This is a genomic window from archaeon CG10_big_fil_rev_8_21_14_0_10_43_11, assembly GCA_002763265.1.
Classification (GTDB): Archaea; Nanobdellota; Nanobdellia; order PEZQ01; family PEZQ01; genus PEZQ01.
The window spans coordinates 58,172-82,427 of record PEZQ01000008.1; the positions used below are offsets into that span (position 1 = coordinate 58,172).

Here is a 24,256-nt window from a genome sequence, read left to right on the forward strand (position 1 = left end):
AAAGCACGCGTGCATCCTGTTTATTTTTGAAGAAAAACAGTTTGCGTAGGATACGCAAGTTCAATCTTGTTTTTCTCAAATGCTTCAACAATAGCAAGATTCACGTCTTGCTGTGTGTCCATATATCTATTGTAATCACTTGTGTTTACATAATACACAACTTCGTATGAGAGACTTGAATCCTTAAATGATTGAAAATGCACACGGTCAAGATCTGCACTCTCAATTGTTTTAAAAATATCACTAATAAGAGTTGGAATAGTTCTAAGCTTTTTTGCCGGCGTCTGGTATGTGACGCCAAGGGTAAACACGACGCGGCGTTTTTTCATGCGCTTGTAATTCTGCACGCGCGTTTCAGTTAGTTCTTTGTTTGGCACGATAAGTTCTTGTCCTTGTAGTGTGGTGATGCGCGTTGACTTGATGCCAATCTTTTTTACAGTTCCGCTATCAGTGCCGATTACAATAAAATCACCTGCTTTAAAGGGTTTGTCAAAGAACAAGGAAAGTGAGGATAACACGTCAGAGAGAATGTTTTGGAGCGCAAATGCAATTGCAATACCGCCAATACCAAGACCTGCAACAAGGGCTGAAACATCATAGCCCATGTTTTGGATGATAAGCACAATTGCAATTACCCATACCAGTGCTTTGAGAATTTTTGAGAGCACGTCTAAGAGTGACATATCAATCTCGCCGGCGCCTTTTCGTTTCTCCACAAGTTTTGCGTATCCAAAATCAATAAGGGCCGTAATCGCGTGCACCGCGTAATACACAAGAACCAAACTTATCAAAAGTGAGAGCACGGTCGCAAACGTGCCGGTAAACCCAAGAAAGGGTGAAGAAACGAGCAATGCTACTGCAAGATAAAAGGGCGTGCCTGCGCTATCAAGAATGGAAACCACCAGGTCGTCAACATCGTTTTTTGTTCGTTTTGAAACGTTTTTTAATCGTTTGACAAGAAGCAATTCAAAGACTTTAAGCGAAATGATTGTTGCAAAAAAACTAATCACCGCACTGCCATACCTAAGCGCAAAGTCAGAGCCAAACACGGCGCTTGCTCGCGCCATTGCGTCAGTTATAAGAAGTGCAAGCGTAACTTCAGCCATCCCACACCATAGCAGTTTGTAGTGCTATAAATAATTTGTTAAAAAAAATGAAAAAGAATAAGCGCCCAAGCCAGAATTCCACCGCACCTTTTTTAGAAAAAAAGCTGCACCAAAAAAGTAGGTGTATCAAAGCGTTTAGAAAACTACTAAATAGAGCAGAGTAAGCCCTTAAACAAAAAATGAAAAAGAATAAGCGCCCCGGCCGGGATTTGAACCCGGGTCATCGGAGTGACAATCCGATATCCTAGGCCAGACTAGACTACCAGGGCCTAGCGTTGAATAAAATAAGAATCATTTAAGTACTTTTCTGCAAGAATGCTTCAAAGGTTATTTGTAGTTGTCGCATGAGATACCATTTGATGAATTGTACAAGTCATTCATCTGATTTTGAGTAATATCCATGTTAAACACCATGAACTCATCAAGCAAGCCATCCCATGGATTCCCATCCCAACCCTTGCCAATCGTGTTATTGCCCGCGCGCGTTGATGAAGCATATGCGTTCGTTGCAGACTTCATAAGAGTCGCGTTCGTATACCCTTTAACTGAAGAAAGCGTGTTATTCCACGTCAAGCATGAGAAATACCATTGACTCGTGCTGTTTGAAAGGAAAGGCACTCCCCAAAGCCCACTGCCAAGATTGTTTTGCACCGCCCAAACATAACCCTGTTCATTGCCATTACCATGAATTCGCCACGCAATTTCACCTCCAGAATAGCTTGCACCACCATACAAATAATCCCACGAACCGCTGGTAATACCCTCCGTGTTATGCCACACGCACACTGTCCCGGCTGCAAGCTCATCAAGCATTGCATCTTCAATGGTAGCATAGGCATCCACACCATCAAGGGTTAAACACTCATTTATTTTACAATTCGTATGCGTTGAATTCGCATCATTAAGATATTGTGCAGCGTACGTTCCTGTTGCGTCAAGCGCAGTATCGTTTCGTCCATTATTATCAAGGTCATCATAATCAAAACTAAAACACGCAACCAAATTTTCTTTTGCAGGTGAAACGGCACTCACATTAAACGTGACTGTGTCACTTCCATATCCCCCCGTGTTCGTGCACGTCACTAAAACAGTGTACATTCCCCCATCAAGAACTGAGGAATTTGTAAAGTTAAAAGGTGCTGAATAATCACTACCACTAAAGTAGCTCGAGTTTGTGTAGCACTCATCAACAGAACCTTCCACGGTTACATCAATTGATATTGTTTCATTAGACAAAAGCGTTACCCCCTCAGAGGGAGTATCAATTGTAACACGTGGAGGCGTGTAGTAGTGGTCACATGAATACCCACGACCATAATTGTATAACAAGTTTGCAAGGGATTGGCTCATATTTGTTTCAAGCACAATAATTTCATCAATCGTGCCATTCCACGGCTGACCGTCCCACCCGTCACCAAATGTGTTATTCCTGCTGCCCGTTGATGAGTCATACGTGTTTGGCGCTGACGAGACGAGTTTTCCATCCTGCCACACGTACGTGTTTGACGCGTCCCAACTCATGCAGATAAAATAATTCTTTGACGTGTTCGTATCCACACTCACGCTTGTTCCTGCATTGTTTTGAGTAAACCAACCACTTGTGCTATTAAGAATACGCATACCAAGCTCATCACTTGATGGATTTGATGACGCGCCAAGCAAATAATTATAACTCCCACTGGCAAGACTATCAACGTTGTACCACATGCACACCGTGCCATTCTCCAAATTATTTAACAAGCCATTGTCAACGCTCAAATAATCGTTTGTGCCATCAAATTTCAAACACTCACCCAACTGGCACTCAGTCGCTGTAGGTGTTGCCCCAACAACTTGCGCAGAATAATTCCCACGCTCACCAACAACTGTATCATTCACACTCGCACCTGTTTCAAGCTCATCATAATCCAGCGAAAAACACTCACGAACCTCAGAAGAACCGAAAATTGTGTTATAGGCATTGACAATACCATGACCTTGCTCAATATCATTACATCTATCTGAAACTGACTCATCATAAAGTGAACCATCAAAATAATAAAAATAATTTCTAGGTTGACAACTAATCGTATCTAAAGTAGTAGATTTTAAGATGTGGATGATTTCTTGATTTGATGCAGAAGGATTTTTTTGCAGATAAAGAGCTGCAATCCCTGAAACATAGGGCGCAGCATATGAAGTTCCAGAATCATAAGCATACCATTGACGAGTGCAGTTGTCAGTTACATTAATAGAACAGGAATAGGAAGAAAATGTTGTAACTCCTGGAGCCACGACATCCAACTCCGTTCCATGACTAGACCAGTAGGGAACAGTGCCATTATTATCTATTGCGCCTACTGATAACACTTTTGAAGCACACGCGGGGTCACGCATACCCCCAACGCCTTCATTTCCTGCAGCAACAACAACTAAATAACCACTATCTACTGCCCAATTAGTTAAGTTAGCAAATACTTCAGTATCACAGGTAGATGTATGAAGATTAGTCTTGTTACCAAAACTTAAGCTCATAATACGCGCATCAATACTATCCACCGCATATTCAATTGCGTGGCGAACGTTATCCTCTGTACCAACTCCATTTGCATCTAATACTTTTAGCATATAGAGCCCCGCATTTGGAGCAATGCCTCTAACAGAATTACCCTTCAATTGATTGAATCCACTGCCCACGATTATTCCAGAAATAAGAGTTCCATGCCCTCTTAAATCAGTGCAGTTATTAGTCTGATTTCCTGAAGGTTCATCAGCAACAAAATTATAACAACCAACAATACTGCTATTTGTCTCGTAGTGTAAGTTGTCAACACCCGAATCAAGAACAACGATAGTTTCCCCACTTCCATTAACACCAAAGGTACTAAGTAACTCAGCTCCAATGACTTTTAGACCTGACAAATCACTTTCTTCATAATAGATTACATCTCGCAACCAATCTTCTAGAGCAATTAATTCGTCTGCAATTTTTTCAGGACAGTTGAATGAAGCGGAGTCAGAGAAAATGTATACTCTAAAGCAACCATTGCTAACTAACAAATCAATGTTTTTCTTAAGAGAAGATTCAGCAACGACACGCTTGTAAGAAATATTATTTTTGACAGTCACTCTCGTTTCGTAATTTCTTTGAACATTTGAAAAGTCAAACTGTGGCACTTCACTCCAATTAACTTTATCTTCAATAACGGATTGTACCAGCGTTTGCGTGGAAGAATTATTGTATGTTACAATTGTTTGATTTGTAGCATTTGTAGAATTAGTAATATTCAATGCAAAACCAGTGAGCGCGAATAAAAACAAGACAGAGAATGATAGACTAAAAATGAACAGATATTTCTTCTGATTCACCTAAGCCCTCCAAAACAAAATAACAAAGTTACAATTATATAAAATTTATTAAAAAACTACTAAAAACAAGATACTACATACAACGAATACAACACTAATTCAAAAACAATTGACATTGCTTCATAACTAAAACCTATACAAATAATTATTGAAAAACACACGTTGTTTCTGCTGAAGTTCCACCTAGAAAGAGGGCGTATAAACCATACTGGCTTCCAACGACAAAATTGGAATTTTCTTCATCAAGTACCCAAGTAACAGTAACTGAATCACCTACATCAAGAAAGTCAGAATCAGCAACACCAACAACGCTATTGTTTTCTATGTATAGTAAATCAACACCATTCTCATCCCGCACTGTAAGAGAGATTTCCCCGTTATGAATTGGTCTAGACCCGATGTTCTTAAACGTAAGTGTAATCTTACCTGATTCAACTCCTTCCTGTGCAATACATGACTTTGAGAGTATATCAACACGTATGGGTGCTGTTGAAATCCCAAAACTAGGCGTACTTACGCTAGGAGGTGAAGGAGGAGTTATAATCTCATAGACAATAGGATATATTAAAAATATTCCACTAGCAGCGCTTATACCCACTACCACACCGATCGCGAGAAAAAAATATTTATTTGCAAGTAAGTTTCCCTTCACAATCAATTAATCCTCATACAGTATTATAAAATTTTTCCCTTAAAAAAAAGTTAAAATCCACATCATAACCACAAACACTTACCGCGGCACTTCACTCCAATTAACTTTATCTTCAACTACTACTTTTGTTTCGATTTGCGTGGAAGAATTATTATACGAAGCAAAAGTTTGATTTGTCCTGTTTGTACTATTCGTTGAATTAGTAATGTTAAGTGCGGTTGCGGTTACAATCGAAAAGAAGACAGAAAAGAATAAAGAAAGAATGAACAAAAACGTATTCTTACTCTTCTGGAGTTATGACAAAAAGTTGGGTTTTTGCGCGCGCAGTTCTACCCCTGAATTTTGCCGTAATCAAAGTTGCGGGCAGAATGATTTTTCCAAGAATACCAACAGACGTTCGAATACGGTATGAAATAACTGCTTCATCACCCGGACCAAGCTCATTGATTTCCCACAACAATTTCTTACCTGTTGAATCCTTAATCATTTTTGGATGAAGCGTGCCATAACTGCCAACCGTTTTTGCAAAAGGCAAAAGCTTTTCGCGAACGCGAATGTTTTTGAGCTTGTCTTGCGACACGTTTTTGACCCTAAGCACAACCTTAAACGAGAACTCCTCGTTTGTCATGGTCGTTTCTGTGACTGCGCGAGAAACATCCATTTTTCGTGTGAAATGTTTGAACGCGACAACAAGCCCAAGCAGGACAAAAGGACTTATGAGAAGCGGGATGTACGTTACTTTATACACAACGTCTTTTGATTGACCTGGAAGCAATAACGTGTAAAGCGTGAGCGCACCGTTCGCGTAGGTTACCTCACCTTCAGTCGCGTAGTTGAGTAAACGTTGCAAGGGGGTGAGACTTACAACACGCGTTGAGCTTCCAATTGCCGTCCCCTCATTAGTGAAACGCACGCGAATGGTTTTTCCAAAAATCGAGCTTGAACTCAAATCAGATACGTTAAATTCAGAAAAACCACCAACCTGAAACACGCTGAAGTTTGCTGGAAGCGAATAGTTCTGGTTATATGCACGAATAGTAAACGTGTAGTTTCCCGGTTCCTGATAATAAAAGAGGTCAACAGGAATCTCAATCTGGCTAAACGCAAGCGGCTCAAGAAGGGTAGTAATATTATTATTGAGAACGATTTCAGTATCTTTTTTTACGCTGTAATTGATAAAAGATTCGACAAGACTATCTGACGGGTTGTATATAGTTGCGATAATAGCTTGTTCATCTCGCGGGTCAAGGCTTTCAGCAATTTCAATCTTTGTAATGACTGGTCGCTTTGGAATGTCTGACGGAAGCTTATCAAAGCGGCCGCGAAGAACAAGTTCTTGATTGTTGTCCACAAGACTTGAAAAATAGATTTTAAACGGAACTTCAATTGCAAGCGGCGTGTTGTCAGTTGAACTAATGAGTATGGTCACGTTCTTTGTTTCTCCCGCAGCAAGCAGGACACGCGAAATGGGCACGTAGGACACGCGAAATGAAGAAATACTTACTAAATCAAAATAAGACACGGTATCAGTAATATTCTTGTCGTTTGTTATTTCAACGGTGTAATTGAGCTTTTGTCCTTCATACACGCTTCGATTAATATCATACGCACTAAGCGTGAACGCGCTTGCGCTTTGAAGAACAAGAAGTGACGCAAGTATGATAAGCGCGCCTATAATATATTTCACAAGAGTTTACTATCATAGCGCAATATTAAAGATTTTCTTGCAAGCAGAGACTATTTCACGCCAAATGAGTGCATAAGCGCATCAACTTTATGATACAACTCCAAAAGGGTGGTAGTATTGTTAAGCGTGAAATCAGCGCGAGCAAATGTTTTGTCAATGCCAAAAATGTGTTGTTCACGCGCTTCATGCTGGCTAAATTCTTCAAGAGTTTTTGGAAAACCAGGTCTTCTGCGCTTTTTTAAGCGTGAAAAACGGACTTCTGGTTTTGCATCCACTAAGATAAGCGAAAATTGTTTGCCAAACACTTTTTTTGGCACTTCAACATCCCATTCACCCCTAACCCCATCAATAATAATACGCTCTTCTCCTGATTGTTTTATTTTTTCAACCATTAAATCAATAAAGCACGTTTTTCCGTACTTTTTGCGGTATTCTGCATAAATATCCTGCAAATTCTTTCGCGTCGCTTCAACATCCCGTTTGCGTGCAATATCACGCGCAAGGTCTCCCATGCGAAACATAACAAAACCATACGTTTCTTTGAGATATCGTGAAACAACGTCTTTTCCTGCACCAATCGTGCCGGTTATGCCAAGAATAATCATTGAAACGCTTCCCCCCTCTTTTGTATGCAGGCACGCATATTAAAGAGTTGCTTAAAAACAAAGACGGGTGTTTTATGTTTCTAACTCTTTTTCAAGAGCAGATGCGTACTGTTTTGCAAGAGCGTAACTTTCAGGAACTGGAGCGTACACTTCAAGTGCGATACTGTTATTGGGCAACGCAACATGGGATATGTCACTAGGCATTTTGTCCCAATCATACTTCCAATCAATGCCTTGTTCTCGTATGATATCCATTGTCTCAGAAACGTATGCGCGTTTACATGCGTCCAAAAAACCTGCTTTTACTAGTCTTAGTGTCGAACCTGAAACATTGGACACAAGATAACCCACGCGATATTGGTCCCATTTGTCTTTGAAGAACGTGACTTTTTCAAGAGGCGCATTCATGTAATGAGAATTAACTTCCTCATCAAAACTATCTCCCATACCAAATAAAAATATATTTTAAAGCTCTTTAAACTTTCGCTTGCGTACCCTAAACGCCCGGGGAGAGATTCCACCGCACCTTTTTTAGGAAAAAAAAGCTGCACCAAAAAAAAAGAAAAAGAGCCCCGGGAGAGATTTGAACTCTCGACCTCTGCCTTACCAAGGCAGCGCTCCGCCGAACTGAGCTACCGAGGCGATGCTCAACTAGAAAGGACTAAAAGTGCGTTTATTACTGTTTTGGTAGTGTCTTAATACTGACCTGAAACAATTGAACTAAGACCACGCTCGTTGAGTGATTGTAACTCTCCTGACTCCCGATAGTTTCCCTGGTTATAGGCAATAAGCGCGTTGGTGAGGTCTTTAACGCGGTTGCGAATCGTTACTTCAGATAGGTGCGCGAGTTTTCCAATGGAGCTTTGTGTTCGTTTAGTACGGTCTAAGATGCTTACCACATATGAAACGCCTGCTGCAATACCAAGCGGGTCTTTGCTTGTTTGCGCTCCTGCGCGTTTGAGTAATTCAACTAAATCTTTTGCAAGAAGAAACGAGCGGCCAAGACCAAGTTCAGCAAGCATGCGCGGTAAGTATTCGTTTGGGCTTTGTGCGGGCAGGCGAATATTAAGCGAATTGAGAATAAAGCGATATTCTTTTCCAAGTTTTTTTCGACTCACCTCTTGACATGATGCATCATACTCCCACTGACTAGATACGCTCTGGTTTTCAGTTATTGATGCAATTTCATCAAGGGAGCGTGGAATGCGTTTTGCACGCAATACTAAGTACAAGCTCGCAAGCGCCATGCCCTGAGTGGAATGACCTTTTAAAAGACCCTTATCAGCAATGTGATACGAGAATTGAATTGCGTCTCGTGCAACATGCGCGGGAAGTTCAAGCGTGCTTACTGCATGACGGATATATCTTTCAAGAGTAGCATTTCTTCGCGTGCTTTGAGTGCCACGATTGTTGATGTTTCGTAATTTAGCCCATTTGATAAAGTCAAGCGCATACCCTTGAGCATCTTTTGTATCATAACCCATAGCTGTTGAAAGTCTTCTTGGCGTGAATGCAGGGTCGCCTGTTCGTGCACGTGCTTGTTTTTCTTGTTTTGAGTACGCGCGCCATTCAGTGACATCTGTTTGGATAGCGTGTTCTTGAATAACAAGACCACAATCAGAACACGTTTTTTCGCCACGGTCAGGGTCGCTTATGATATTATCAGAACCGCAATCGCTGCAAACGAGGGCTTCTTCTTTTTCAACAAGGTCAGCAAGCGTATGCTTATTTAACATCGCGGCTTATGATTGCAAGTCCGCTTAAAAACCTTGTGGTACGCTTATTTTTTGAGTTTTGACATTTCCAGCTTTTTCCCGCACGCATCACAGGCGAACGTAAACTTCTTTGATGTTTTTGTGCGAATAAAGTGTTCTTGTTTTGCCCCTTCATGCGAACAATAAGGACACACGTATTCTATGTTTGCTATTGCTTCAAAATCGTTTTCGTCAAGCGTTGTGCCGCACGTTTCACACTTAAAATATGGTGCTTTTTTTCGTCCGCGAATGCTTGGTTTATTCATTGGCATATCACACGTTTCACAAACAGGTCGAAACACCCATACGCGCGCAAAGCCCGAATCATCAGTCTCTCCTTTTCTTGAAAGAGGTCGTTGTGTGTGATACACCACTTCTTTAATATCCGCGGGGTGTTTGAGTACTGCCATATCCTATCCTAAAAAGCAGAGGTATTTTAAACGTTACCCCTGTCTTAGTAATTTTTAAAAGCAGATTGCGAATAAAAGTATGCACGCGGGGGTGGCTGAGCGGTCAAAAGCGCAGGACTTAAGATCCTGTGGGTTAGTCCCTTCGAGGGTTCAAATCCCTTCCCCCGCACATATTTTTTTTACTTGACATAAAAAACCTTGGAAAAAAAGAAAGAAGAATACTGTTTTTTGGTACCTGCTTCTTTTTCTAAAAAAAGGCGCGGTGCAACTAACAGTCCTCACGTGCTTTTAGGCTAAACACCAAAATATGGGTGTATCTTAGTCAAGAGCACAATAGATGACACACTTCCAAAAAGTATAATACCTCATGCTCTCTTAAAAAAATGTATGCGGACAACAAGACTTGAATGCGAAGATAAAACACGCACAGAAAAACGTGCACGCCTTACTGATTTATTTGAGGATGTTGGAAACGATTACTTGCAATATAATGTGGCAGACCCTATGGTGTATCAAAGCCATGATGTACACGCGTTCTACCATCTCACCACAGACTTAACCAAAGTCGTGCACGTGCAAGGCTATCTGGACATGAGTAGTGACAAAAAAGCACGAGTATTAGCGCGTCTATTGGATTATGAACACATGCTTAACTTGCGCGAACAAGGTTGCGGCATAGGCAACGAGCACAACGCAGTAATTAAAGACTTTAACGCGTTTAAACAAGGAATCGAAATTGATTATGACCCAAAAACGCTTGAAACAGTGCTCGCTCAATATGTTCTAGAATTAGTCCTTGAGTGAAATCATAACGCGTGAAACTTCCTTTGCCACATCACTTGCCAGATAGGTGTACCATTGCTTCTCGTCTAATAATGCATCCCCACTTCTTCCACTAATAAACGCAGCATTCACTGCTGCTTGCGGCGCATCTTTGAGTTGCGCAAAAAAACCAGCGCACAAACCAGCAAGCACGTCACCAGTTCCTGATTTAGTCATTCCCGGGTTTCCCGTTGTGTTGTACCACACGTTTTTCTTGCTGATAATAACATCAGTTGAACCTTTAACGAGAAGCACATTATTCTTGTCAAAAAAGAACGGAAGAGATTGACGCAAGTGCTCGGGCTTTGTTGCAGGGTCAAGACCTGAGTTTTGCAAGAATAGTTCAAGCTCGCGCTTGTGAGGCGTGACAATCGCGTTTGAAAGCTCTTGGGCGCTTAATGCTTTAATCGCATCAGCATCAACCACTTTAGGCATGTTAAATGATGCAAGATGCTTAAAGAGTTTTAGTGTTGAATCATGAAGTCCTGCGCCATTGCCAAACAAAAGCACATCCGCATCTTTTGCAAGACGCGCAATCACGGTCTTGTGTGATTCTTTAAGATACGCACCAGAAAGTTTGTGCGTCATAAGGTCAGAGCTGATTAGGTTAATTGCCCACGCAACTTTTTGCGGTGCTGCAATCATAACACTGTCCGCGCCGGAATGCAGTGCTGCAATGCCTGCAAGCGCGCTCGCGCCAACGTACTCAGGCGACCCGCCGACAATAAGCACACGCCCATTATCACCTTTATGGCTTCGCTTTGCGCGCGCAGGAATAACCAAATCCTGAGGCGTTATGTATACGCTTCCCACACCAAACTAAGGAGCCCAATATATAAGAAGTCTTTGCAACCACACACATTAGAAAAACCTTTTAAATGCTAATACGGTTGTGTGTCAAAGATGCCCTTGTCGTCTAGTTCGGCCAAGGATTCCGGACTTTCAATCCGGAGACCCGGGTTCAAATCCCGGCGAGGGCACTTTTTCACTTTCTTTTTCTTTTGGTACAGCTTTTCTTTTAGCAAAAGAAAAGGTGTTGTGAAATTCAGGCAAGGGCACTTTCTTTTTCTTGATTCTGCGCGCTCCACACTATTAATGCTTAAATACACGCACGCTCCCAGATTTTTAACATAATGAACGCGCGCACCCTCTTTGACAGCTTGATTGATAATTGTGGTTCAAACTTTGTTGGTTTTTCAGAATTACTAGAGAGCCGCGAGCGATTTGAAGTGCTTAATGCCATTCCATCAATTGTAACCTACCTAGAATCACAGCAGTTTTATCCAACAGGGTTTGTGCTTCAACAAGAGCAGGGAGGAACGCAAAAAGAGGCAAGCAACATAACACAGTATGCGCTTCTCACAAAAAGACTGGAACGAATCGCTGATGACGTGCTAAATGGGGACACACTTTTTGAATTACATGTTGAGTTCTTCAAAAAAATAGCTCAAAAAAATGCGTATCAGCATATGCTCCTCGTGTACAAGGACAACACCTCACTTGAACCAGAAAACATGACGCAAGATTGTACCGCGTTTTTGCATCTTGATGCGTTGGGCATGGTTCTAAAACCTGACTCATCTTTAGCACGTGAAAAATAACAAAAAAGATGTGTGGGAAAATTAACCTGAAAACAAGTTTCTCAAAAACGAAAGCACATTCTCAAACAGGCTTTTTTGCGCTTCTTCTGCTTCAAGCTCATCAAATTCAGGATACTGACTTGCAAACGAATCCTCAAGAGGCGTTGATTTGATGCCTCCGTCTGTTGCGCTTGAGTCCTGACTAGCTGCGCTTACAAGTGACGCAGTTTCTGCTGAACCCGCACTTACTTGGTCAAGACTTCGCGCAATTCCTTCTTCTGCGTAAAGCGGGTAAAACACACCGCCACCAGCACGCATGGTCAAATTCCATTCTCCCGTCGCAAGATAAAGGTCAATAAATGACTTGATTTGTTCCTGAGCTTTAGCGGGATTGTTCTCATCAAGGGTTATTGATGAGTATACTCTGTCTTGGGTTATGACAAAGTTTCGATCCCAATAACTAGGTGGCAAAATGCTGCGCTCTTCGCTTGATGCTACAGACCGCGCTTCTTCAGGTTGTTCTGGCACGTAAACACGAATAAAAGGTTTACTCACGCTTATGCTCACGTTCGCACCTTCATAGTATGAATCCATCTGATTTTGGTAAAAGTTTAGCCCTTCAACACTAGATTGGTCAAAATTGAATGAACTAATCTTTGCCTCACCTGAAATGTACGTGTAGCGGTCATCACCTTGCTGTTCAAGTGTGACTTCATACGCCTGAGCTAAGTACGTTCCTGTTACTTCGCGTACAAAAGCAAGAATATCACTCTCAAAAAGAGAAATATCCTGTCCGTACGCGTTGACAGAAATCCTGCCTGCACCATCCTCAAATCCGTACACACTCACGTACGCTCCGCTCTCTTCTGAAAATTGTTTTTGTGCTGAAATGTAGATGCGCGTGTTCTCTTCGTAACTGCCAAAACACTCTTTTACGCTATTATAATATTGGGTGCTTCCAAAGTCACAATCAAGACTTGAAAAAAGCGTTGCTAAATCAAAGCTTCCCTCACTATAGCCGCTAAAGCTAAAAGAGAGCGTATCTGTTAGATACCAAATGTACGCGACATGTGTTGATGCAAGCGATTTTATCTGATTACTTGACGTTTTAAACACAACACGACACTGATTGTAGTCATCCTCATAATATTTCTCAGCACTGATTGCATCATAATATGCGCGCAATGAATCACAATCATATTCTCGCGTATCCGAATTGTAAAGCGGTTGTGCCTGCACATAAAATTCTTCAATCGTACCATTTATGAGGTGGTCAGCATACCTGCGTTTGAGATTCCAACCAAGTTGTTTGCTCTCATTTGGCGTGAACACAACATCATAGTCTTGCACGTCATTTACGTAAAATGATACGCCAAGCACTTTGCCAGTAATATCAGATGACGCGTTTTTGACAACAATATTAAAGTTCACGCTCTTGTAGTCACTCCACTGATAGCAGTTTGTATCAGACACGTTTGTGTACGCGTACCCTGACAAGCGCATTTCTTCAAGAATACTTGGCAAAATAGCGTCCACAAAGCCTTCTGACACGTTGCACTGAGTGTCACGCACGTCATCTGCTATGCTGATTGCAAGAGCCGGTTCTGATACGGCAACACTACTTGTTCCTTGAGAGGTTTGCCCAAAGCCAACGCCAACCACCATTAGTGCAAGTAACACAAAACTCAGTATTCTCATAGTAAAATAACACGTGTTATTACTTTATAAAATGTACATACACTTTTGTTGATATAACAATCTTTAATACAAAAAAAAATAGGGAGTATAGATATGGACCTCAAGCTCAAAGATGAACTTACCAAAGCATTGATTGAAACACCCGGTCTTTCTATTAGCGAACTTGCAAAAAAAACAGGCAATTACTATTCGTACACGCACAAGGTCATAACTGAAATGAGTGCTAAGGGGCTTATCAGCATTAAAAAACGTGACAAGAACGGAAAAGACGTGACTGTGTGCTATGTAAATGATGCGTACAAAAAAGAATGGGTGGGGCGTGTTCGCACATTTCTTCGTGCCATTCTCAAAGATGGAGAAATAAAAGCAGCATTTTTTATTATGTACGCTTTTATCATGCTTAATATTGCAAAAGACTATCTTTTGCAGCAAGCACCACACGGGACCGCGCTTTTTTCGCGCGCAACAGCTGAATCCGCAGATTCCGCGCTCCAAACCATTGCTGCAACAAGCACTCCTGTTTTTTCAAGCATAAGCATTGCCGTTATTATTCTTTTGAGTGCGAGCGCGCTTCTCGTGGTATGGCTGTATCGCACGCGGCGTTCTTAGAATTTGCTTCCTTCACTAAAATTTTCCTTAACTGATTTGTCTTGGCGAATAATTTCTAGCACTTCAGCAGGCGAATCATGCGGGTTTGAAAGCACATAGTTTGTCCCCTCCTTGATAAAAAGGGTTTTTCCTTTTGCAAACTCGTAAGTACTTTCTCCAAATATGACGCGCATCACACCCTGCAACACGTAGAGCACACAATCGCTTGACGCGGTTTTGCTCACTTCACCTTGTAATTCAAGAATTTTGCCAACAAACCACTCCTCATTAGCAAAGAGTATTTCTTCTCCCCAATCAAACAAATTAATCTTGCGCATACCTCATGTTATGCCTGTTGAGAATTTTAAGGATTTTTAGCATAGAGCACAACCCTTAATATTTCTAACCGTGTAATGCACACGTATGGGCAAGTGGAGTGCGGTTGGCACAATTATTGCGCTTGTTGTTGGGGCAGGCGTGCTTGGCATCCCTTATGTTGTTGTGCGTGCCGGATTCTGGAATGGGTTTGTGCAAATCTTTTTGATAGGCTCACTTATGATTGTGCTCAACCTTTTTGTTGGTGAAATTGTGCTGCGAACCAAAGGAAAACACCAACTCGTTGAACTTGCAAAACACTATCTTGGCGCGCGCTTTGAAAAACTTATGTTTATCACCTTCATGCTTGGACAGTACGGCGCGCTTGTTGCGTACCTTGTTGGTATCAAAAACATTCTTATCACCTTGTTTGGTCCTTGGGGATTACTTGCAACACTCCTCACCTTTGCGGCACTATCGCTTTTGCTTTTAATGCGCTTACACATGCTCGCTGACATCGAGACCGGGCTAACCATTGTTATGCTCATACTTATTGGCATTATTGCCCTTTCCCTCTTCTCACAGGTTGATTACATGAATTTCAGCGTGATAGGAAGCGCACCATTCTCAGCATATGGTGTCATCCTGTTTTCAGTGATGGGTTTTACCATTATTCCTGAAGTGATTCGAGAATTAAAGAAAAAAGAAGAACTCGTTTCAGTTGTGTTTAATGCGTTTCTTGTTATCATGCTTATTAACGCTTTGTTTGCGTACGTGTTTGTTGGCGTGTACGGATTTGATGTTGCAGAAATTGCAACAAACTCGCTTAGCGGCTCGCTGCTCTACATTGGCGGATTTCTCGTGATGAGCATGCTTATCACTTCATTTCTTGCAATTGGTCTTGTGCTCAAAGACATGTTTGTCACTGACTTGGAAGTTAAAAAAACCAAAGCCTGGCTTTTTGCCATTGTTCCTGCATATCTTTTCTTTTTTGTTGCACGACCTGACTTCATCAACGTGCTTGGCATTGTAGGAAGCTTTACTGCAGGCATTGTAGGCATTCTTGTATGCTGGATGGTGCTTCGCTCACGAAAACGCGGGAATCGAAAACCGGAATTCGTGGTGCCGGGCGGAAGCGCTCTTGTGTACGTACTTATTGGTGTGCTCTCACTTGGCGTTGTGTGGCAAGCGCTCCACCTGTTCTAACTCTTTTGCGCATGCTGCAACAAACGCGCTAAACAACGGCTCGGGTGCTTCAAAGCGCGACGAGAATTCAGGATGCGCCTGGGTTCCAACAAAGAAAGGATGATTAGGAAGTTCAATAAATTCAACAAGCAGTCCATCAGGTGACCGGCCTGAAAACACAAGACCTGCCTCACTGAGTTGTTTGTGGTATGCGGGGTTAACTTCGTAGCGGTGGCGGTGGCGATGCGAAACCTCACCTGAGCCGTACATGCGCGAAACGCGAGAATCTTTTGCTAATACCGCGGGATACGCGCCAAGGCGCATGCTCGCCCCATACCTGCTTTGTGCAAGCACGTTTTTTTGGTCGGGAAGCACACAAATCACCGGGTGTTTTGTGAGGGTATTGGTTTCTGTTGAGTCAGCATCAAGACCAACAACGTTTCGGGCAAATTCAACAACCGCAAGTTGCAGGCCAAAACACAAACCCAAAAAAGGAATCTCATGCTCGCGCGCGTACTGTATTGCCTTAATTTTTCCTTCAACCCCGCTTGAACCAAAACCGCCAGGAACAAGAATACCATCAACACCGTCAAACACGCCCTCTCTATCAATGCTTGACGCGTCAATCCAGTTGATGCGCACGCGAACATTGTGGTGCGCGCCTGCATGGTGCAATGCTTCGTTTACTGATACGTATGAATCTGCAAGCGTAAAATCACCAGTGTTCACGTACTTACCAACCATGCCAATCACGATTTCCTTGTTCGCGCTCTTGATTGCATTTACCACGCGCGCCCATTCGTGCATGTTGCTTTTGAGCGGCGGCGTGTCAAGCACATTCAATATTTTTGTTGAAAATTGCTGGGCTTCTAAGAGAAGCGGAACTTCATAAATCGTGCCAACGTCAGGAGCTGAAATAATATGCTGTGGCTTTACATTGCAAAAGAGCGCAATCTTGTCCCGGCGCGCCTGATCCAAGTGAGAAGGGGTGCGACACACCACAAAATCAGGATGAATGCCCATGCCCATGAGCTCACGCGTGCTGTGCTGGGCGGGTTTTGTTTTTGCTTCGCCAAGATGGCTTGGCACGGGAACAAACACTAAGTGCACAAAAACTACGTGTTCCTCATCTTCAAAACGCATTTGCCTAACTGCTTCAAGAAAGGGCACGTTTTGATAGTCTCCAACTGTTCCGCCAATTTCTACAATCACGAAATCCGTGTTCTCATCGCCAACTGCACGAATGCGGCGTTTTATCTCATCAGTAATATGAGGAATGATTTCAACAGTTTTTCCCAAGTACTTTCCCAAACGCTCGTTATCAATAACTTGCTGATAAATTTGACCGGTAGTAAGATTATTCTTTTTTGGCAGGGAAATGTTTAAGAATCGCTCGTAATGGCCAAGGTCTTGGTCAATTTCACCGCCATCATCAGTCACCCATACTTCACCATGCTCTGTTGGCCGCAGGGTTCCTGCATCCACATTCACGTAGGGGTCAATTTTAACCGCCGTAACGTTAAACCCTCTGCTTTTGAGCAGACGGGCAATGCTTGCAGACAAAATGCCTTTTCCAAGACCGGAAATGACACCGCCAGTGATAATAACATACTTTCTTGGCACAAGATACGAAGCAAAAAAGAGTCTATTAATGTTACGGTCGCGTGACCATAGTATGAACATCCATCAGCCAACGTTATGCACCATCATTTTTTCTTTGAAATCTAAAATGTATTGAGCACACCTAGGTCATGGTCATGTCATTAACCGGGTCAGAGTTTTGTTCAAGCAGAACTGCGAGATGGTCTTTAAACACGTAGTGCACTAACTCATCATAGTTCGTTTTGTACACGCCATACACTGCATCGGATTCTGGAACGCTTCTGCCCGTAAAATCGTGAAGCATGGTTTTGTAACTCTCAAGCACGTTTGCGTATTGCGCGTCAAGATTGTTTTGTGAGAGGTCGGGCGATTTCAAAAACCAGAACTGTAAGGGCACGTGCTTTTGTGCAAGAAGACCTGCAACATCGCAGCGAGAACTGGACATGAACACGAGTCGTGGAAAATCAATTGCCATGCTTGCAAGGAGTGAACCGTCATTAACCGGATTGCCTGTTTTGTCCACGTTTAAGACAAGATAGTTTGTGTTGTCAAACATGTTTTTGTACAGGCTTGGGTGCAATTCATCAACAATAACGCCTTTGCTGGTTTGTTTTGCAAGCTTTGAGAAATACGCGAGCGCGTCATTTCGAGCTCCTGTGCACTGACCACTAGTTCGTTCTGCAATAGGCACGCCTGAAGGAATAGAAAGACGCGCGCCATTACCAAATTCAAACGTCAAATACGAGCCGGTAATTCTTCCAAGAATATTGTCATACACGAGCCCGCCACGATTGTGTTCTGACACGTGCTGAGAGAGCGTGTCTGTCTGAGCGTTGTAGAGGCTGCGCACCAGGTATGCGAGCGTGGGGTGCGCGTCAAAAATAAACATGTGCGGACGCTTTTTTGCGCGATTAACTATCATGGAGAGCAAACATTACTAATCTCTTAAAAAGGGTTTCTATGTTACGGTAACGCTCTTTGCTAAATTTCGTGGTTTGTCAATGTCTCTGCCGCACGCAAGCGCCGTGTAGTAGGCAAGAAGCTGGCAGGGAATGTTTGCAAGAAGAGGGTAGTGAAGCGAATCAACTTTTGGAATAACCAGGTTCACGTCAAACACACCATTTGCATAATCAGTAATGCCAATAGTAAAGCCTCCGCGCGCCTTGACTTCATGCACGTTGTTTACTGTTTCTTCATAGGTGTAGTCATGAGGGGCAATGCACACTACCGGCACGTCTTTTGAAATGAGCGCAAGCGTGCCATGCTTAAGCTCTCCTGCGGGCATGCCTTCAGCGTGAATATAGCTAATTTCTTTCATTTTAAGCGCGCCCTCGCTTGCAACCGCAAAATTGATTGCGCGGGCAAGATAATAAATATCAGATGATTTGCTCAAGCGTTTTGCAAGTTCTTTGATTTTTGGCTCGTTATCTACAATAACTTGATGAATTTTATCTGCAAGTGCTTCAAGGTGCGGAATGTTCTCATCCAGTGTATACGCAAGCGTGTAGGCAATCATGTACATCACCGTTACCTGTGCAGTAAACGCTTTTGTTGAGGCAACACTCACTTCAGGACCACAATTAAGGTAGAGTGACACATCGCTTAACGTATCAAGAGATGAACCCACCACGTTAACAAGACTCACCACGTTACACCCGTTCTTTTTTGCTTTGCGAACCGGGTTTAACACGTCAGCAGTCTCTCCGCTTTGGGATACGGCAATAACAAGCGCGTCTTTGCCGATTTTGTCAACAAAGTATTGGAATTCTGAGGCCATGTATACATCACAATATTTTCCTGAAATTTCAGAAACAGCATAGCGACCAACAATTGCCGCATAGCGTGACGTTCCCGCAGCAACAATGCAGACGCGAGGAGCGGCATTAATGAGGCTTGCAACTTTCTGCAGTTTCTTTTTATCCTGCATCAAGGCTTTACGAAACGTTTGGGGTTGTTCATTAATCTCTTTAATCAAAAAATGAGGATATCCTTCTTTGCTTGCCTGTTCTGCATCCCACTCAACTCGAGACACTGATTTTTTGAGCGGATGTCTTGTTTTTGCATCAAAAAATTCCACTGACTGCGAAGTGATTTTTGCAGCCTCATCTTCATCCATAAAATACACGTTTTTCGTATGCTTCAAAAAAGGCAGTGTATCAGACGCAATATAATACTCATCAGGTCCAACACCAATAACAAGAGGGCTCTCGCGCTTAACTGCTAACAGGGTATCAGGATTGTCTGAGGATACGGCAAGAATAGCATACGAACCTTTGAGATGATTAATTGTTTTAAAAAACGCGTCCTCAAATGAGTTTCCCTGATGCAGGTAATCCTCAATAAGATGAGTAACAATCTCAGAATCAGTTTCGCTTTTGAACACGTATCCTTTTGCAAGGAGCAGGTTTTTAAGAGAAATGTAGTTATCAATAATACCATTATGCACAATAGCAACGCGTCCTTCTTTAGACACGTGCGGGTGCGCATTTTCATCAGTTACGCCACCATGCGTTGCCCAGCGCGTATGAGAGATTACTGTGTTTCCTGAAAGCGATTCAAAATCAAGGCGTTTTGAAACGACGTCAATTCTTCCTGCTGCTTTTTTCACGTTGACTGTCGGATTTGAAACAACAGCAATACCGCACGAATCGTAACCCCGATACTCAAGTGCTTTTAACCCATTAATAACGGTTTGAACGCCATCACGTTTTCCTACAAACCCAAAGATTCCACACATAGTTACACCAATACCGTTACGCACGTGCGTGCGCATTCACAAAACCATTCAAGGAGTATTTAAAAAGACGTGGCACAAAACGTTCACAACATTTAAAACATGACGCGCGCACAACGAGTTTTTTAAAGAACCGGCATGTACAATACCATCAGGTATGAGAATTATTCGCGCTGACTACAAAAAAGACACGGTCCGTCTTGCTGTTGAAACAAATGATGATGTATACTTTCTCCAACGCGTGCTTGAAACAGGCGACCTCATCACCGGCTCGACCACGCGCAAAGTCAAAAAAGGTGCAAAAGAAGAAGCAGTGCGAAAACACGTAACCCTCACGTTGCGTATTGAAAAAATTGAGTTCAAAGATGAACCGCTCGCGCTTCGCGTGAACGGAAAAATTGTGCAAAGCAGCGATGAAGACGTTGCCCTTGGCAGTTATCACTCGCTTGAACTTGGCGAAGCAAGTATAGTAACTGTTTTAAAAAAATTCTCAGCAGTTGATAAGAAATTGCTTGAAAAAGCCGCAGCAAAAACAAAACACAAACTAATTTTGCTTGCCGTGCTTGACTATGGCGAAGCCCACTTTGGCATGCTCACACGAAACAAGATAAAACCAGTAGGAAGTTTTGAAAAAAGCATGGGTCGAAAAGACCTTAAAGACGCTGAAAAAAACAGAGAGCTCTTTCTTAGAGAATTTCTTGAAAAAATACGCGTGCACCTTGAGAATTCAAAAGCAGAGATTGCCATTATCGGCGCGGTCGGATTTGTTTCTGATGCGCTCAAAAATCTCATATCAAAAGATTTGAAACCGCGCGTTCGCTTTGCAAAAGTCTCAACAAACACAACGCGCGGACTCCACGAGCTTATTGCACGCGGAGAAGTTGCACAGGTTATCAAAGATGATGAGATAAGTAAAGAAAGCACGCTTGTCATGATATTTTTTGAAAAGATTCAGAAAAACTCAAAAAAAGTATCATATGGTCTTGAAGCAGTGCATGAAAAAGCAAAAAAAGGAGGGGTGGAGACCCTGCTGGTAAGTGACGCGCGCGTTCGTGACGCGCGTGTGCAAGAACTTATTGAACGCGTAGAAGAGGGCGCGGGCAGCATTGAACTTATCAGCGCACAACACGAGCGTGGCGAAGAGTTTTTGCGCTTTGGCGGAATTGGAGCGCTCACACGATTCTAATACTGATATTTTGACCAGTAAATAGCAAACAGTGCAATACCCACAAGAGCGAGCCCAAGCAATAGTATTGCAATCCACACAAACCAGGGAATCATTATTCCCGCTTCTCTTTGAATCGCGCTAAGCGGATATGTAATGGTGATGTTGTCCTGATTTTTGACAATGTGCACGTCAGAAGGAGTGACCAGGGTTTGTCCGTCCTCAAGCACGACCCACTCATCATCAAACGCGATATTGAGCTTATCACTATTTGCCGGGTATTCAATAATAAGAGATTGGTTGTCTTCTGAAAATTTTGCTTCAAGCAAATTATTTGAAACATTCACCAAATACCAATTGTTTTGAGAATCATTTACAAATGCAAGCGGGAGCACGAGAAGGTCTTCAACTTGTTCAATTACTTCCTCAACAGTTTCATTCTCTTGTGCAGGAAGCTCTTCTTCAATAATCGTATCTTGCTCAACTTGTGCGCTTCCCTGCGTTATGAAAAGGGCTACAAAAAATATGAAAATAAGGCCAAGCGCGTGATGGCGTTGCATAGTATACATAAAGAAGAAGCGCGCATATTAACGTTTAGGTTAATTCAAGATAGAGGGTTCCTGCCTCAAATTCTTTTCGAAACACCGTGCGCGTCCTGCCCGTTTGGATGAGTGTGTGATACGTTTTTGAAGCGCAATGCGCGCGAACTTCAACGCTTTCAGGAAAATTCATGATTTCAACATCAGCCATGCTTTTTACTTCAGGAATCACCACTTCAACAAACAATGAATCACCATCTTCGCGAACCGTAGTTTTTGGCTCTTCAATCTGTTTTTTTGGCGCGCGAAGCGAAGACGCGCTTGTAGTGAGATTTGCTGGTTGTTTCACGTCCTGTTTTGAAAGATTTTTGATATGCACATTTGGCGTGCCGTCAATATCACTAATATTAATGGTAAACGACTGGTGGGGCTCGTCTTCAAGAATCCCTTCATTTCGAAATTGTTTGAAAACGTCATTTAACACTTTAAAAAAACCATTAAACATAGGCGAAACGCTTGCAGCTTTATTACCACAAGATGGACAAAATGCCCACTCATGTTTCATGTCTTTTTCACATTGTCCGCATTTCATACTGCTTCATTGAGAACAATCAATATGCTCGTTTATAAATGTTGAGGGAGCACAGTGCACGCGTAGTAAAATACGTCTGATGGAAGCAGGGTATCAGTCTTAATATACACGTTTGCTTCTTTTGCTAAATCAAAATAATCAAATCCGTACTGTCTTTTCCATGTCTCACGCTCTTTTTTCTCCCGACCAAAAATAATGTCTTGTGCTTTTTCAACTGAAACCCCATCGCGCTTGACTGTGCGATAGATGCGTGTCTCATCTGATGCATCAAGCCATACGCTCATCTTTGCGTATTGGCCAAGCATGCGGATGCTAAGTTTCCCGTCAAACACGGCATTGCCTTGTTTTGCAAGGTATTCTTGGGTTTGGTCAATAATTGTGTGCAAAAGCGGGCTCTGCCCGAGTCCCGATTCCCACACATCATGCACAGCATCAGCCTCTGAAGCGCCGTTCTTTTTTTTCTTTGGAATGTTAAACCCGTGCAAAGACGCAACACGCGCAAAAACAGGATAGTACTCACTGGTCTGAAGACTGCCATTGCCAAGCCCTTTAAAGATTTGACCCGGGCTCACGTAAGTGTAGCCAAGCAGTTCTGCCAAGCTTTTAGCAAGCGTGCTCGAGCCTGCCCCGGGCTTTCCAGAAACAACAATCACTCCCATTGTATGAGCAACACGTGAGATGCTTATGTATTTTTTGAGTCTCTAGAACGAATAAACGCCATAATTTTATCTACAATCATATCTGTTTCAAGCGCGGACACGTCAATACTCGTGTCAGCTTCTTCTTTGAGTTTTGAGAGTTTGATGCCATACATTTTTTCAAAATTAAATGCATCAATGCGCTCGCGAAGCGCGAGCTTTCGCTCTGCTTCATCAGGGGTCAGACCGTCCCGTTGTATGGTTCGCAACACGCGTGTTTGTTTTGAGCACGCAAGCCAGATACGATAGTCTGCAAGGCCGTGGAGGAAATAGAAACTGAGCTTGCCATCAATTACTATATTTCCACGCTTTGCTTTTTGAATCTGCAACTCATCAACACGCGCGTGAAATGATTTACGCATGCCCTGCTCACTTTTGAGCACGTCAAGTGCCTTGTCAGTTTCTGTTTTCGCATTTGACTGTGATTTCACGTACGCGCCGGGACTAAAATGGTCAAGACCAAGACGCTTTGCTAATGCGCGCGCAACAGTTGTGCTTCCTGCTCCAACATCCCCTGAAATAACAATAACCACCATACCTTTCTATAAAGGAGCTGCACACGTATAAAACTAACGCACAACAGCGGACAAGGGGTTTAGAATCTGACTTAAAAAAAGACCGCGTGCACCCTTTATGCCTATTTACTGAGGAGTTATGCGATTTAAAACTGTGTCTGAATTCGAGTCATTTGTTGCCACAAGTTCATGGCAGAGCTTTGAAGAACTGGTTGGAAGCGTGTTTGAATCACATGATTTTAACGTGCGCGTGAGCGTTGTCAAACGGTTTGATGATACCAAGCGCCAGTATGACGTGCTTGCAACACGCTATGGAAGAACGCTTGCTATTGAGTGTAAACGCTGGCAGAAGCGCAGCAGGTCACAGATTATGCGCGCAGCAAAAAAGCATGATGAGCGCGCAAAACGCATTGGTGCAACACCGCTTATGGTTACCCTGCTTGATGAAGATATTGTTTGCGCGCACAGCGTTTGGGTTGTTCCTGTTTTCAAGCTTAACGAGTTTATTCGCGCGTATTGTTAGAACACTCCTGCAAGCATAGCAATGCCAAGCAACACGAGCAACACGCCCATGGCAAGCCGCATCCATTTCTTTTTTGATTCGCGCATGTGCTTGAACCGGTCAAGATTAATGCCATAGACTGCACCAAACAGGATGAGC

General features: G+C 42.7%; 24 protein-coding genes and 4 tRNA genes. 8 read left to right on the forward strand and 20 right to left on the reverse strand.

Features of this window, described 5'->3' with window-relative positions; translation table 11 throughout:
• Nucleotides 1-20: 20 nt before the first annotated feature.
• The 10 genes from COT72_04580 to COT72_04625 form a co-directional block, all read right to left on the reverse strand.
• Nucleotides 21-1,106 carry a mechanosensitive ion channel protein MscS gene (locus COT72_04580; GenBank protein PIN99837.1) on the reverse strand — a complete coding sequence of 362 codons (1,086 nt, stop codon included), beginning with the start codon at nucleotides 1,104-1,106 and terminating at the stop codon, nucleotides 21-23.
• Between the two features lie 194 nt (nucleotides 1,107-1,300).
• Nucleotides 1,301-1,375, reverse strand: a tRNA-Asp gene (locus COT72_04585).
• 58 nt (nucleotides 1,376-1,433) lie between these two features.
• Entirely contained in the window at nucleotides 1,434-4,454 is a 3,021-nt protein-coding gene (locus COT72_04590) for a hypothetical protein (GenBank protein ID PIN99838.1), read from the reverse strand.
• Nucleotides 4,455-4,599: 145 nt separating this feature from the next.
• Complete coding sequence (locus tag COT72_04595) at nucleotides 4,600-5,106, reverse strand: hypothetical protein (protein PIN99839.1); 507 nt, start codon at nucleotides 5,104-5,106, stop codon at nucleotides 4,600-4,602.
• 280 nt (nucleotides 5,107-5,386) lie between these two features.
• Complete coding sequence (locus COT72_04600; protein ID PIN99840.1) at nucleotides 5,387-6,793, reverse strand: hypothetical protein; 1,407 nt, start codon at nucleotides 6,791-6,793, stop codon at nucleotides 5,387-5,389.
• 50 nt (nucleotides 6,794-6,843) lie between these two features.
• Nucleotides 6,844-7,398 carry a hypothetical protein gene (locus COT72_04605; protein ID PIN99841.1) on the reverse strand — a complete coding sequence of 185 codons (555 nt, stop codon included), beginning with the start codon at nucleotides 7,396-7,398 and terminating at the stop codon, nucleotides 6,844-6,846.
• A 72-nt stretch (nucleotides 7,399-7,470) separates the two neighbouring features.
• Nucleotides 7,471-7,845, reverse strand: a complete 375-nt coding sequence (locus tag COT72_04610) for a hypothetical protein (protein ID PIN99842.1) — start codon at nucleotides 7,843-7,845, stop codon at nucleotides 7,471-7,473.
• A 121-nt stretch (nucleotides 7,846-7,966) separates the two neighbouring features.
• Nucleotides 7,967-8,040: transfer RNA gene (locus COT72_04615), tRNA-Thr, on the reverse strand.
• 53 nt (nucleotides 8,041-8,093) lie between these two features.
• A complete protein-coding gene (locus COT72_04620) occupies nucleotides 8,094-9,134 on the reverse strand; it encodes a hypothetical protein (protein PIN99843.1) in 1,041 nt (346 codons plus the stop codon).
• A 44-nt stretch (nucleotides 9,135-9,178) separates the two neighbouring features.
• A complete protein-coding gene (locus tag COT72_04625) occupies nucleotides 9,179-9,562 on the reverse strand; it encodes a hypothetical protein (protein PIN99844.1) in 384 nt (127 codons plus the stop codon).
• Between the two features lie 85 nt (nucleotides 9,563-9,647).
• On the opposite strand from COT72_04625, the gene COT72_04630 reads away from it, so the two are divergent.
• A tRNA-Leu gene (locus COT72_04630) sits at nucleotides 9,648-9,731 on the forward strand.
• 218 nt (nucleotides 9,732-9,949) lie between these two features.
• On the forward strand, nucleotides 9,950-10,366 hold the full coding sequence (locus tag COT72_04635; GenBank protein ID PIN99845.1) for a hypothetical protein: 417 nt from the start codon (nucleotides 9,950-9,952) through the stop codon (nucleotides 10,364-10,366).
• Here COT72_04635 and COT72_04640 read toward each other — a convergent pair.
• The gene (locus COT72_04640; GenBank protein ID PIN99846.1) at nucleotides 10,352-11,197 is read right to left on the reverse strand and encodes an NAD(P)H-hydrate dehydratase; all 846 of its coding nucleotides are present in this window, start codon (nucleotides 11,195-11,197) and stop codon (nucleotides 10,352-10,354) included. The genes COT72_04635 and COT72_04640 overlap by 15 nt on opposite strands.
• A gap of 92 nt (nucleotides 11,198-11,289) precedes the next feature.
• Between COT72_04640 and COT72_04645 the strand changes: the two genes are divergently transcribed.
• Both COT72_04645 and COT72_04650 read left to right on the forward strand, forming a co-directional pair.
• A tRNA-Glu gene (locus COT72_04645) sits at nucleotides 11,290-11,364 on the forward strand.
• A 153-nt stretch (nucleotides 11,365-11,517) separates the two neighbouring features.
• On the forward strand, nucleotides 11,518-11,985 hold the full coding sequence (locus tag COT72_04650; protein ID PIN99847.1) for a hypothetical protein: 468 nt from the start codon (nucleotides 11,518-11,520) through the stop codon (nucleotides 11,983-11,985).
• 21 nt (nucleotides 11,986-12,006) lie between these two features.
• Here the strand turns inward: COT72_04650 and COT72_04655 are convergent, their stop codons facing one another.
• Nucleotides 12,007-13,662 carry a hypothetical protein gene (locus COT72_04655; protein ID PIN99848.1) on the reverse strand — a complete coding sequence of 552 codons (1,656 nt, stop codon included), beginning with the start codon at nucleotides 13,660-13,662 and terminating at the stop codon, nucleotides 12,007-12,009.
• 93 nt (nucleotides 13,663-13,755) lie between these two features.
• Between COT72_04655 and COT72_04660 the strand changes: the two genes are divergently transcribed.
• A complete protein-coding gene (locus tag COT72_04660; protein ID PIN99849.1) occupies nucleotides 13,756-14,271 on the forward strand; it encodes a hypothetical protein in 516 nt (171 codons plus the stop codon).
• Here the strand turns inward: COT72_04660 and COT72_04665 are convergent.
• The gene (locus COT72_04665) at nucleotides 14,268-14,588 is read right to left on the reverse strand and encodes a hypothetical protein (GenBank protein ID PIN99850.1); all 321 of its coding nucleotides are present in this window, start codon (nucleotides 14,586-14,588) and stop codon (nucleotides 14,268-14,270) included. The genes COT72_04660 and COT72_04665 overlap by 4 nt on opposite strands.
• Nucleotides 14,589-14,673: 85 nt before the next feature.
• On the opposite strand from COT72_04665, the gene COT72_04670 reads away from it, so the two are divergent.
• Complete coding sequence (locus COT72_04670; GenBank protein ID PIN99851.1) at nucleotides 14,674-15,771, forward strand: hypothetical protein; 1,098 nt, start codon at nucleotides 14,674-14,676, stop codon at nucleotides 15,769-15,771.
• Here the strand turns inward: COT72_04670 and pyrG are convergent.
• From pyrG to glmS, 3 genes are all read right to left on the reverse strand, one after another.
• Nucleotides 15,733-17,433 carry a CTP synthetase gene (pyrG, locus tag COT72_04675; GenBank protein ID PIN99852.1) on the reverse strand — a complete coding sequence of 567 codons (1,701 nt, stop codon included), beginning with the start codon at nucleotides 17,431-17,433 and terminating at the stop codon, nucleotides 15,733-15,735. The two genes, COT72_04670 and pyrG, sit on opposite strands and share 39 nt — an antisense overlap.
• A 61-nt stretch (nucleotides 17,434-17,494) precedes the next feature.
• On the reverse strand, nucleotides 17,495-18,274 hold the full coding sequence (locus COT72_04680; GenBank protein ID PIN99853.1) for a hypothetical protein: 780 nt from the start codon (nucleotides 18,272-18,274) through the stop codon (nucleotides 17,495-17,497).
• Nucleotides 18,275-18,310: 36 nt separating this feature from the next.
• Entirely contained in the window at nucleotides 18,311-20,125 is a 1,815-nt protein-coding gene (glmS, locus tag COT72_04685) for a glutamine--fructose-6-phosphate transaminase (isomerizing) (protein ID PIN99854.1), read from the reverse strand.
• A gap of 118 nt (nucleotides 20,126-20,243) precedes the next feature.
• On the opposite strand from glmS, the gene COT72_04690 reads away from it, so the two are divergent.
• A complete protein-coding gene (locus COT72_04690) occupies nucleotides 20,244-21,272 on the forward strand; it encodes an mRNA surveillance protein pelota (protein ID PIN99855.1) in 1,029 nt (342 codons plus the stop codon).
• Here COT72_04690 and COT72_04695 read toward each other — a convergent pair.
• The 4 genes from COT72_04695 to COT72_04710 are packed head-to-tail and all read right to left on the reverse strand — an operon-like array spanning nucleotide 21,269 to nucleotide 23,616.
• Nucleotides 21,269-21,811 carry a hypothetical protein gene (locus COT72_04695; GenBank protein PIN99856.1) on the reverse strand — a complete coding sequence of 181 codons (543 nt, stop codon included), beginning with the start codon at nucleotides 21,809-21,811 and terminating at the stop codon, nucleotides 21,269-21,271. The genes COT72_04690 and COT72_04695 overlap by 4 nt on opposite strands.
• Nucleotides 21,812-21,845: 34 nt before the next feature.
• The gene (locus COT72_04700; protein PIN99857.1) at nucleotides 21,846-22,382 is read right to left on the reverse strand and encodes a hypothetical protein; all 537 of its coding nucleotides are present in this window, start codon (nucleotides 22,380-22,382) and stop codon (nucleotides 21,846-21,848) included.
• A gap of 32 nt (nucleotides 22,383-22,414) precedes the next feature.
• Nucleotides 22,415-23,041 carry a hypothetical protein gene (locus COT72_04705; protein PIN99858.1) on the reverse strand — a complete coding sequence of 209 codons (627 nt, stop codon included), beginning with the start codon at nucleotides 23,039-23,041 and terminating at the stop codon, nucleotides 22,415-22,417.
• 23 nt (nucleotides 23,042-23,064) lie between these two features.
• Entirely contained in the window at nucleotides 23,065-23,616 is a 552-nt protein-coding gene (locus tag COT72_04710; GenBank protein ID PIN99859.1) for a hypothetical protein, read from the reverse strand.
• A gap of 118 nt (nucleotides 23,617-23,734) precedes the next feature.
• Between COT72_04710 and COT72_04715 the strand changes: the two genes are divergently transcribed.
• Nucleotides 23,735-24,118: a hypothetical protein gene (locus tag COT72_04715; protein ID PIN99860.1), complete on the forward strand. Its 384-nt coding sequence runs from the start codon at nucleotides 23,735-23,737 to the stop codon at nucleotides 24,116-24,118.
• Nucleotides 24,119-24,256 lie beyond the last annotated feature (138 nt).